Raw genomic sequence first — 11492 nt, 5'->3', positions numbered from 1 at the left:
GGTTCCGAGACCGCAGGTTCCGAGACCGCAGGTTCCGAGACCGCAGGTTCCGAGACCGCAGGTTCCGAGACCGCAGGTTCCGAGACCGCAGGTTCCGAGACCGCAGGTTCCGAGACCGCAGGTTCCGAGACGTCGGATCGCGTCCGCATCCGTGCCGCGGCGAGCGACGGAATCGGCCGCGCCGATGCCGTCTGATCGTCTTCGTCTGGCACGTCATCGATCTCGGCCGGCTGTATCGAGCTGGATACGTTGAGCTGCGGCGCAATCGACCCTGGGCCCGACTGCTCGACTCTGGAATGCGCTGGCGGGATGTCTGAATTCGCGGGCATACCGGTGGCGGTCGAGCTTCCGGTGGAAGACGTGCCGTCGACCGGGCGAGGCTCGCACGCTGCGCTGTCGAGCGCCGCCAGGGACCCGGCACGCAGCTTCGGCTCCAGTGGAAAGCCATCCGCAACCAGATCTTCGAGAGTCACCTGATCGGCCAGGTTCAAGTCGTCGAGCAAGGCGTGCACGCGCTCGGCGGTCCAGATGAGCTTTCGGCTCGCAGTGCGGTGAAACCAGGCGCGCAGCTCACGAGGGCTGGATCCGAGCACCACCCCGCAACCGCGCCTGCGCGTTTCGATGTTCAGTGTGATGTTCGAATCTCTGGGCGGCACCACGACGATCAAGCCGTCGACGAACGCGTCGGCGTGATGCTTGCGCACCAGTTCCTCTAGGTTGAAGACGTTGCTCGACACTTGGTCGAACGGGCTGCTGTCGTTGTCGCGCACGTGGATCGGGTCACCCTCGAAGCCGGAGAGTCGCCAACGCCCGTTGGCCTGCACCGAGAGAACACCCGTCATGGCTTCTGGCGCGGGCACCTTTACCTCGACCACGACCGCAGCTCTAGGCGTGATCACGACCAGGTCGGCTTCCTGAGCCTCTCCCTTGCCAGTGGCGTCAGGTAGGTAGCACCCTGAGATCGCCAGTCCCACAATGACGTACTGCCCGGTCCAGGTCCGCATCCAGTCGAGCACACGCTGCTCGGATCGCGGCGCCGTCGTACGTTCGTTGATGACCAACATCAGCGGCCACCTCCATCGCGTTCCACACAATCGACCACTCCACGATATTCGGCGCGAAGTCCGGCAACGAATCGAAAGGCACTGTAAGAGCACGGCATTGGCAGCAGAAGGGCAGGCCACGTCCAGCATGGGGGCAGGGGCACAGTGACGGGATGCGCGACACCAACCGCCGCGAATCTACCCAACCCGTTAGCCATCGCCCGACCGCCGTCAGGTCGATGACGGACTCGGTGCTGCCCCATTTCGCCCGAAGACAGCATCCAATCCTCGGCAAGGCCACGATGCGCTGTCTTCGGCTGTCCGGCGCCCCATCTCGCGCATCGGCCAACTGCGCAGGGCCGGTTAGCTGTTACGTCCGCACCACCCCTCAGGCTGCGCGCCCACGACGGCCTGCTCGACCACGCGCGTCCGCCGCACCTCGAGTGTCTATGCGATCCAGTTTGCGGCCGCCGTTACTACGCACACAGGGGTTCTCCCCGAGCGCATTCGATTTTCAGGGAAACCACCCTGACATGTCGCAATTACTTACGCACTACTTAGGTAGCAGTCCGGATGCGCAAAGGCAAACCAGACCCGCGATTATGCATAAACATTACATGCAGGCATGTTCACATTGTTCCCAATGTTGGAGGTATGCATTTAAGACTTGCGACTGTACGCTCGATCGAATATCCTCTACCCGATACCAGCGAGCGGCTCATTTCATGGAAGATCGAAGAATTAGACCGTGTCGTATCGTCGGTTATAGTTCGTTTTGCAAAAGGGGCATTCATGCCTACAGTGGAATATGGAACATGGTCCTATTCAGGCAACAAGGAACCTTCAACTGTAATGTTGGCGCAGGGCCATCCTGGCTACAGTGACGATAACTACCGTCGCCGACGTAACGCTATAGCAATGGCGGCAACGCGTTACCGACCGGGTGATCCCATACCTGAGATAGATTACAATCCAGATGATGACGAATGCTGGCGGCAGATCTCTGATCTGCTCGCCGAGCGGCATAACACATTCGCCTGCAGAGAGATCCTTCAAGCAAGTGCGAGACTGCAGTTACCGATTGATCATGTACCACAGCTCCGCGCAGTATCGCAAAGGTTGAATGAAATAAGCGGATTCGGATACGTTCCAGCTGTCGGAATCGTTCCCGTTCGGCAGTTCTACGGCTCACTGGCCGATGACACTTTCAATTCCACTCAGTACATCAGACACTTGTCTCAGCCCCTTTTCTCACCAGAACCCGACATGGTCCACGAGGTAATCGGACACGGATCGATGTTGGCCAGTAAGCGGTTCGCCGACATGTATCGCCTGGTTGGACGAGCCGTACGACGCGTGACGACATCGGCTGCGGTAGAGGCTATTTCGCGGTTCTTCTGGTTCACCATGGAATGCGGCTTGATCAGAGAGAATGGCGATCCCATGGTGTGCGGCGCCAGTTTGCTGTCGTCATACGGCGAACTAGCCCAGTTCCGCAATGCCACGATCAGGCCGATGGATCCCGCAGATATGGTCTCTCAAGATTATGATGACAAGACGTATCAGCCAGTCCTCTTCTGCGCCCGGTCTCTCGACCATTTCGAAGATGTCGTGAGCAAATTTCTGCAGGATGTCGATGACGAGTATCCGTCCAAGCTGAACGCCTCCTGGGTGATCTGAGCGGCATGCCCGAAGAGTTTTTGCCCTTTCTCGGGGTTATCCTTTTGCTCACGGTCACCCCCGGCCCGGATATGATCCTGGTGCTCCGCAACGGTCTGGTCGCCGGCATGAAAGGGGCCTGGATAACCGGGCTGGGGTGTTGCACCGGCATCGCAGCGTACGCTCTGGCTGCCGCGTTGGGCATTGCAGCGTTGCTGCAGACATCGCCGCGGTTGTTCGATGCGGTTCGCTGGATAGGCGCAATATATCTCGCCTATCTCGGCATCCGGGCGGTTATGTCTACCGTAAGAAAGTCGAATACGGCTCCGGCGGAAATCGGACGTGCCCGGTTCGAGATCCCGTCCGGTGCAGCATACCGGCAGGGTGTGATCTCGAATCTTCTCAACCCGAAGATTGCCCTGCTATTTCTCACACTAATCCCTCAGTTCGTCACGGCGACTGAGCCGAAAATGCAAACCACGGCAATCCTGGCAATAACGTTTCTAGCTGTCGCCGTAGTGTGGTGGACCCTGTTCGCGGCCGGATTGAAAGTAATCGGGCCCGTACTGTCGAATACCAGGATCCGATCGTGGATCGAGCGGATCGCAGGCGTCATACTGATTGGGCTGGGCGCACGGATCGTCCTGGGCTACTGACCTCGAGTCAATCGGACGCACTGCGCCAAAACTACGGCCTCGGCAGAGAGTTCATCTCCGCTCAGGGTCCGGAATGTGCTGCGCAGCAGGAAATGCCGCCCTCCGGCGACAACCTGTAGCGGTGGGACCGGCTGCACGTGGCCGATCACTGCGCTGCAGCGGGCGTTGCCCGCCTACCGAATGAATAGACACCGACCTGGATACGCGCCGCCGTAAGCACTTCGACGTATCGCCCACGTCGCTCCACCGGTAGAGGACCGCAGGTCAGCCGCGCAGCACGGCCGCCAAAGCCGGATCGACGGAAAGGACTATGGCGATCAACGATTCGACGAGTAGGTCGATGAGTTGCTCGCGCGGGATGGGTTCGGTTCGCAGCCAGGTGAGGGTGGCTTCCTCGACGAAGGCGATCCAGCCGCGCATGGCGAGTGTAAGGCGAGGCCGGTCGGCGTCGTCGACCGGCGCCTCGGTGAGGATGATGGCGATGATGGCGTCGCGGGTCTGGTCGGCCAGCGGCGCCAGGTCGGGGCTGACGCTGGTGGGACCGCTCAGCAGCGCCAGGTAGGAGCTGCGATTCTCGCTGACGTATTCGACGTAGCGCTCGATCGAGTCGCGCAACATCTCGAAGACCCCGAGATTACGGTCGGGGGTGACTCGCTCGAGCAACTCGGCGTTGGCATGCCGCACAATCGCCAGCTGAAAGTCCTGCTTGGTCGGGAAGTAGTGAAAGAGCAGACCGCGGGAGACGCTTGCCTGTTCGGCGATCTCGCTGACGGAGATATCTTCAATGGCTCGATCGCCAAGCATCTTGGCGCCCAAGGCAATCAGCTGCTCGCGGCGTTCGTCCGGACTCATGCGGACCCGTTTGGCGGTTTCCCCGGAACTCCTCCTGCGCACCGGACCCATGCTACCGACGCTTACTGAACGCTAGTCAATACTGTTGACTGCCACTCGGCGGAACCGTATCCTCGGATACATGAGTCGCAAGGTTACAGACAAAACTGTCGCCGGCCGGCCCACCCGCCACGCCAAGACGATCATCATCGGCAGTGGGTTCGCGGGTCTGGGTCTGGCCATCCGACTGACCCAGCAGGGCCGCAACGATTACCTTGTACTGGAGCGCGGCAGCGATGTCGGCGGCACCTGGCGCGACAACACTTACCCCGGCGCGGCCTGCGACGTCCCGTCACACCTGTACTCGTACTCCTTCGAGCTCAACCCGAACTGGTCGCGGTCGTTCTCCCGTCAGGGCGAGATCCAGCAGTACATCGAGAACGTGTCCACACGCTACGGCGTGCGCGATAAGCACCTCTTCGACTGCGACGTGACCAGTGCCCGCTGGAACAACGACTCCGCGGTCTGGGAGATCGAATCCAGCCAGGGCAGTTTCACCGCTGATACCGTCGTGTCCGCGGTCGGCGCGCTGTGTGAGCCCGCGCTGCCGGACATCAAGGGCATCAACGGGTTCGAGGGCGAAGTCTTCCACTCCGCGCGGTGGAACCACGACGCCGACCTCACCGACAAGCGGGTCGCCATCATCGGCACCGGCGCCTCGGCCATCCAGATCGTGCCCGCCATCGCCCCGAAGGTCGGCCAGCTGGACGTCTACCAGCGCACCGCGCCCTGGCTGCTGCCGCGCCTGGACCGCCCGTACACCAAGGCCGAGCGGCTGGCCTTCAGGTACGTGCCCGGTCTGCAGCGCCTATCCCGCGCGGCGATCTACGCCGCGCGCGAGACCCAGGTGGTCGGCCTCGCCAAGTTTCCCGCGTTGATGCAGGTGTTCGAGCTGCTCGCGAAAGCGAAGCTGCGGCAGGAGATCCGCGATCCCGAGCTACGCGCCAAGGTCACCCCGAACTTTCGGATCGGCTGCAAGCGCATGCTGATTTCCAACGACTACTACCCGGCGCTGGCCCGGCCCAACGTCGACGTGATCACCGACGGCATCGCCGAGGTCCGCAAGAACTCGATCGTCACCAAGGAAGGCACCGAGCGGGAGATCGACGCCCTGATCGTCGCGACCGGCTTCCACGTCACCGACTCGCCGACCTACGACACGATCGTGGGCCGCGACGGTCGCACCCTGTCGGAGGTGTTCGACGAGATCGGCCAGCAGGGCTACAAGGGCAGCACGATCGCCAACTTCCCCAATATGTTCTTCCTGCTCGGCCCGAACGTCGGCCTCGGGCACACGTCGATGGTGTACATGATCGAATCGCAGATCAACTACGTCGCCGACGCGCTGGCCACCGTCGACCGGATGGGACTTCGGACCGTTGAGGTCCGCCGCGATATGCAGGATGCTTACAACAAGGACCTGCAGCAGAAGCTGTCCGGCAGCGTCTGGGTAACCGGCGGCTGCTCCAGCTGGTACCTGGACAAGCATGGCAACAACACCACACTGTGGCCTGACTTCACCTTCGAGTTCCGTAGGCGAACCAAGAGATTCGACGTGGCCGCTTACGACGTATCCCTCTCCCGAGCCGACCTGAAGGCGGTAGCACAGTGAGCAATGACGCTTACTTCAAGAACAAAGTGTGTGTGATCACCGGAGCGGGCTCCGGTATCGGTCGCGCGCTGGCCGAGAATCTCGCCGAGCGCGGCGCCAAACTGGCCTTGTCCGACATCGACACCGAGGGGCTCGCCGAGACCACGCGTCGTTGCGAACAGCTCGGCGCCGAGGTCGAATCCGACCGGCTGAACGTGGTCGAGCGCGAAGCGGTGCTGCACTATGCCGACGCGGTGAAGGCGCACTTCGGCGCGGTGCACCAGGTTTACAACAACGCGGGTATCGCCCACCACGGCGAGGTGATCCGCTCGCAATTCAAGGACTTCGAGCGCGTCATGGACGTCGACTTCTGGGGCGTCGTCAACGGCACCAAGGCTTTCCTACCGATGGTCATCGAATCCGGCGACGGCCACATCGTCAACGTGTCCAGTCTGTTCGGCCTGATCGCGATCCCCGGCCAGAGCGCATACAACGCGGCCAAGTTCGCGGTGCGCGGCTTCACCGAGTCGCTGCGCCAGGAAATGCTGGTCGCCGGGCACCCGGTCAAGGTGACCTGTGTGCATCCCGGCGGCATCAAGACGGCGGTGGCGCGCAACGCCACCTACGCCGAAGGCATCGATGGCACGTCGGCGGCTTCGATGTTCGACAAGAAGCTTGCCATCCACACCGCGGAGATGGCCGCGCAGACCATCACCGAAGGCGTGCGCAGGGGGCACGGCCGCGTGCTGATCGGCTGGGAGGCCAAGCTGCTCGACGTGTTCGTGCGGATCACCGCGTCGGGCTACCAGCGCATCGCGGCCGGCGTCGAGCGCCGCTTCCTGCCCTGATCCGGATTCGAGGAACAATCATGCGGGACATCAACCTTCCGCTGCCCGTGGCGCGGGCCCTGCTGAATCCGATCTTTCGGGTCACGCTCAACAAGCGGTTGCCGTTTCCGATGCAGCGCCTATTGCTCGACGTGAGCTCGCGGGCGCAGTTGCTGCCCGAGGGCAGCGTCGTGCAAACGCTGCGTCTCGGCGGTAGGCCGGCGGAGCGGATCACCGGCGGAGATTCTTCGCCCCAGGGCGCCGTGCTCTACCTGCATGGCGGCGGATACGCGGTCGGTTCCCTCGCCACGCACCGTTCGCTGGCAGCCCGGCTCGCGCGGGACACCGGCTGCCCGGTCTACGTCCTCGACTACCGGCTGGCGCCGGAGCACCCGTTCCCCGCCGCGCTGGACGACGCCGAGGCGGCATTCCTGGAGCTGATGTCGAGCGCCGGCTACCGCCCGGACCAGATCACCGTCTCCGGTGACTCCGCCGGCGGCGGACTCGCGCTGGCGCTGGCGCAGCGTCTGATCGCGCGGCACGGGCACACTCCCGCCGCGCTCGGCCTGATCGCGCCGTGGGGGGACCCCAACCGGATCCCGGACCGCGAGCGCGATCTGGTGATCAGCAAGCCGTGGTCGCGCGCCTGTGCGACCGCCTACCTGAGTGCCGGGGACCCGACCGATCCCGGCTACGCTCCGCTGACCGGTGAGCTGCGCGGCCTCCCGCCGACCTACGTCCAGGTCGACGTGCGCGAGCTGCTACACGGGCAGTGCATCGATTTGGTCGCCGCGCTGCGGGCGGCGGGCGTGCACGTCCACTTCACAGAGAGCGAGGGCCTCTGGCACGTCGCGCAGTTGCAGGCCGCATTGGTGGCGTCCGCGGCCGCCGCGTTGCGCGAACTCGCCGAATTCCTGCGCGAAGCGATCCGACCGGCGGACCTTCGCGACCTAGGATGAATGCGTTGCGGATCCGTAGTCCGCGATGGCGTGCGGATTCGTTTCGGTGGTCCACCTCACGGCCCTGACGCAGGTGTCGTAGATTACTGGCGAGTAAACACACGTGGAAGGGCACTGATGCGAGAGTTCGAAGTCCCGGCTTCCTACACCATTCCGGATGACGCGAACAATTCCGACAACGTCTTCCGCCACGCCGAGCAGTCGCCGAACGCGGTGCTGTTCAACGTGCCGAACGGCAGCGGTGGCTGGCAGGACGTGACGGCCGCGGAATTCGCGAAAACCGTCACCGGCGTGGCCAAGGGCCTGATCGCCTCGGGCATCGAACTCGGGGAGCGGGTCGGCATCATGGCCCCGACCCGATACGAGTGGGCCGTGCTCGACTTCGCCATCTGGGCCGCGGGCGGATGCACCGTCGCCATCTACGACAGCTCCGCCGCCGAGCAAGCAAAGTGGATACTGCAGGACTCTGCCACCATAGTGCTCATCCTCGACAGCGACAAGCACCGTAAGGTCATCGACCAGATCGAAACCGGGTCGCTTCCGGATCTGAAGGAGATCCTGCAGATCGACAAGGGTGCGCTCGACGAGCTGACCAAGCGGGGCGCCGAGCTGGACGACCAGGCCGTGCACGACCGCCGCGCGCAGGTCAACGCCGGGTCGCCGGCCACCCTGATCTACACCTCCGGCACCACAGGCAGGCCCAAAGGCGTCATGCTCTCGCATGCCAACCTCTACGCCGAGTCCGCATCCTGCCGGATCGCGCTGAGCAAATACATCACCGACGGTAAGAAGACCCTCGCGTTCCTGCCGCTGGCGCACGTCTTCGCGCGCGGCCTGGCGTTGACCGCGTTCGACGCCAAGGTGACCGTCGCGCACACTGCCGACTGGTCCACCCTGGTCGAGCAGCTCGGCAATTACCAGCCACACTTCATCGTGTCGGTGCCGCGCGTCTTCGAGAAGGTGTTCAACAGCGCCAAGCAGAAGGCGCACGATAGCGGCAAGGGCAAGATCTTCGACGCTGCGGCCGACACCGCCATCGCGTGGAGCGAGTCGATCGACAACGGCGGCCCCGGGATCGCACTCAAGCTGAAGCACGCGCTGTTCGACAAGCTGGTCTATAGCAAACTGCGCGCCGTACTCGGCGGCCAGTGCGAGGCGACCATGTCCGGTGGCGGCCCGCTCGGTGCGCGCCTCGGCCACTTCTTCCGCGGCGTCGGGGTGACCATCTACGAGGGCTACGGCCTCACCGAGACCACGGCGGCCGTCGCCGCGAACACCCCGGAGCACATCCGGGTCGGCTCGGTCGGCAGGCCGATCGAGGGCCACGCCGCCAAGATCGCCGAGGACGGCGAGCTGCTGGTACGCGGCTCGGTCGTGTTCAACGGCTACTGGGGCAATGCCGAGGCTACCGCGGAGGCCTTCGAGGACGGCTGGTTCAAGACCGGTGACCTCGGCGCCATCGACGCGGACGGCTTCATCACGATCACCGGCCGCAAGAAGGAGATCATCGTCACCGCCGGTGGCAAGAATGTCTCCCCCGCGCTGCTCGAAGACTCACTCCGGGCGCACCCGCTGATCAGCCAGGTGATGGTGGTCGGCGACGGCCAGCCGTTCGTCGGCGCGCTGATCACCCTCGACCCGGAGTCGCTGCCCGGCTGGAAGGAGCGCAACAGCCTGCCCGCCGACACCCCGATCGCGAAGCTCATCGAGAACCAGGACCTGATCGCCGAAGTCAACGCCGCGGTGGCGGAGACGAACAAGAAGGTCTCGCACGCTGAGCAGATCAAGAAGATCCGCATCCTGCCGACCGACTGGACCCAGGAGACCGGCGAACTCACTCCGAAGATGTCGCTCAAGCGCGCTGTGGTGATGAAGCAGCACGCCGACGACGTGGCGCAGATCTACGGCTGACCCTGCCACCGAAAGGCGCTGTCCGCAGAGTGGTTCGCGGGCAGCGCCTTTCTCGTATGCGAACCTCGGCGGCCGCGCGGAGATAGAGCCGACAAGCACGGTTCGCACGTCATGGAATGGTCACACTGTGCGGGCGCAACCGGCAGTAGGCTCGATTTCATGGCCGAGCTGCGACTGCGGGTGGTGGCCGGGATCGTCTCGGCGGGGCTGACGCTCGGCGTGGCCGAACTGGTCGCGGCTTTCGCCGACGCCCGCACCGCGCCGCTCAACGCCCTCGGCTCGGTCGTGGTCGATCACACGCCCGACAGCCTGCGCGAGTGGGCCATCGATACCTTCGGCACGAACGACAAGTCCGTGCTGTATCTGATCATGGGCATGGTCGCCCTCGTCGTCGCCGGGCTGGCGGGAGCGGTCGAACGCCCCTCCCGTGCCACGGGCTCGTTGTTGCTCGCCGTCTTCGGAGTGATCGCTGCCGGCGCGGCGGCGGCCCGCACCAGCATCTCCGGTGCACTACCGACGGTCATCGGTGTCGCCGTCGGTATCTATGCGCTGCGCGTGCTGACCCACCGGATCGAGAGCATGGCCGAGGCCGAAGCGTCCTCTGTATTCGAGCGACCAGACCACCGAACACAGGACACCGGAAGCGAATCCAGCAGGCCGAGCGACGAAGTCGCACCGCCCGGCGGCGCTGCCGCCGTACCGGCCGCGACGGCTGTCGACGCGGCGCCGAAGGGCGCCGCTCCGCAGCGGCGGCAGGTTTTGCGGGGTCTGCTGGTGGCGGGCGGTTCGGCCGTGGTGACCGGGTTGGGCGGGCGGCTTCTCAGTGCCCGGCGGCAGGATGTGTCCGGTGAGCGAGCCGCGGTGCGGCTGCCGGAGCCGACCGCTCCCGCGCAGCCCCTCGCGCCCGGCGTGGACCTGCGTGTTCCCGGGCTGACGCCGTACCTGACCGCGAATGACGACTTCTACCGGATCGACACCGCGCTGATCGTGCCGCAGGTGTCCAAGGACTCCTGGTCACTGCGCATCCACGGCATGGTAGACCGCGAAATCCGGCTCACCTGGGCGGATCTGGCCAATCGTCCGGTGGAGGAACACCTGGTCACCCTGGCCTGCGTGTCGAACCCGGTCGGCGGCGACCTGATCGGCAACGCCCGCTGGCTCGGCTACCGCCTGGACCGGCTGCTCGCCGAGGCGGGACCGCACGCAGACGCCGACATGGTGCTTTCGCACAGCACCGACGGCTGGACCGCGGGCACTCCGCTGTCGGTGCTCACCGACGGACGCGACGCCCTGCTTGCCATCGGCATGAACGGCGAACCACTGCCGGTACAACACGGCTACCCGGCCCGCCTCGTCGTCCCAGGTCTCTACGGCTACGTCTCGGCCACCAAATGGGTGACCGAACTGGAAGTCACCCGCTTCGACCGCGCCACCGCCTACTGGACCGGCCGCGGCTGGTCGGCACTCGGTCCGATCAAGACCGGTACCCGCATCGACACCCCACGCGCTCGCGGCCGCATCGAGCCGGGCCGCATCCCCATCGCGGGTATCGCCTGGGCGCAGCATCGCGGCATCCGCGGCGTGGAGGTCCAGATCGACAACGAGGCATGGCAGCGGGCGCGTCTCGCCGACGAACAGTCCGTCGATACCTGGCGACAGTGGGTCTTCGACTGGGATGCCACCGCGGGCCCGCACACCATCCGCGCCCGCGCCACCGACGGCACCGGCGAAACCCAGACCGCCGAGCGCCGCGATGTGGTTCCCGACGGCGCCACCGGCTACCCCTCCGTCACGGTCCAGGTCGGCTGAACTCGGGGCTATAGGTTCATTTCGGCAATCGGCGCCCGATCCGAATCTGGAGGAAGCTGTCTCGGCCTCGGCCGATCCACCCTCTACCGCGCCCTGGCCACCTCGGCCGAGCGCCCACTCCGATCGCAGCTCGAATGACGAATTGC

At 64.7% G+C, this 11492-nt stretch carries 9 protein-coding genes; 7 read left to right on the top strand and 2 right to left on the bottom strand.

Annotated elements, in window-relative coordinates:
* Positions 1-1064 (bottom strand): NERD domain-containing protein (locus tag AB4Z47_RS27435; RefSeq protein ID WP_441955029.1); only part of this gene is annotated, 1064 nt, incomplete at its 3' end.
* Positions 1065-1697: 633 nt separating this feature from the next.
* Between AB4Z47_RS27435 and AB4Z47_RS27430 the strand changes: the two genes are divergently transcribed.
* Both AB4Z47_RS27430 and AB4Z47_RS27425 read left to right on the top strand, forming a co-directional pair.
* Positions 1698-2723 (top strand): phenylalanine 4-monooxygenase, encoded by a 1026-nt coding sequence (locus AB4Z47_RS27430; RefSeq protein WP_441955027.1) that lies wholly within the window; start codon positions 1698-1700, stop codon positions 2721-2723.
* 5 nt (positions 2724-2728) lie between these two features.
* Entirely contained in the window at positions 2729-3358 is a 630-nt protein-coding gene (locus AB4Z47_RS27425; protein ID WP_441955025.1) for a LysE family translocator, read from the top strand.
* 264 nt (positions 3359-3622) lie between these two features.
* On the opposite strand, the gene AB4Z47_RS27420 is transcribed toward AB4Z47_RS27425, so the two are convergent.
* Positions 3623-4261 carry a TetR/AcrR family transcriptional regulator gene (locus AB4Z47_RS27420; RefSeq protein WP_441955023.1) on the bottom strand — a complete coding sequence of 213 codons (639 nt, stop codon included), beginning with the start codon at positions 4259-4261 and terminating at the stop codon, positions 3623-3625.
* A 70-nt stretch (positions 4262-4331) separates the two neighbouring features.
* Between AB4Z47_RS27420 and AB4Z47_RS27415 the strand changes: the two genes are divergently transcribed.
* From AB4Z47_RS27415 to AB4Z47_RS27395, 5 genes are all read left to right on the top strand, one after another.
* Positions 4332-5861: a flavin-containing monooxygenase gene (locus tag AB4Z47_RS27415; RefSeq protein WP_441955021.1), complete on the top strand. Its 1530-nt coding sequence runs from the start codon at positions 4332-4334 to the stop codon at positions 5859-5861.
* Complete coding sequence (locus AB4Z47_RS27410; protein WP_441955019.1) at positions 5858-6688, top strand: SDR family NAD(P)-dependent oxidoreductase; 831 nt, start codon at positions 5858-5860, stop codon at positions 6686-6688. The genes AB4Z47_RS27415 and AB4Z47_RS27410 overlap by 4 nt, the downstream gene beginning before the upstream one ends.
* A gap of 20 nt (positions 6689-6708) precedes the next feature.
* Positions 6709-7626 carry an alpha/beta hydrolase gene (locus tag AB4Z47_RS27405; protein WP_441955017.1) on the top strand — a complete coding sequence of 306 codons (918 nt, stop codon included), beginning with the start codon at positions 6709-6711 and terminating at the stop codon, positions 7624-7626.
* A gap of 117 nt (positions 7627-7743) precedes the next feature.
* A complete protein-coding gene (locus AB4Z47_RS27400; protein WP_441955015.1) occupies positions 7744-9537 on the top strand; it encodes an AMP-dependent synthetase/ligase in 1794 nt (597 codons plus the stop codon).
* Positions 9538-9696: 159 nt separating this feature from the next.
* The gene (locus tag AB4Z47_RS27395; RefSeq protein WP_441955013.1) at positions 9697-11346 is read left to right on the top strand and encodes a molybdopterin-dependent oxidoreductase; all 1650 of its coding nucleotides are present in this window, start codon (positions 9697-9699) and stop codon (positions 11344-11346) included.
* Positions 11347-11492: the final 146 nt, after the last annotated feature.

This window comes from Nocardia sp. 2TAF39, from assembly GCF_052114905.1.
Classification (GTDB): domain Bacteria; phylum Actinomycetota; class Actinomycetes; order Mycobacteriales; family Mycobacteriaceae; genus Nocardia.
The sequence above is the reverse complement of the archived record's forward strand: the minus strand, read 5'-3'. Positions and strand labels throughout refer to the sequence as shown.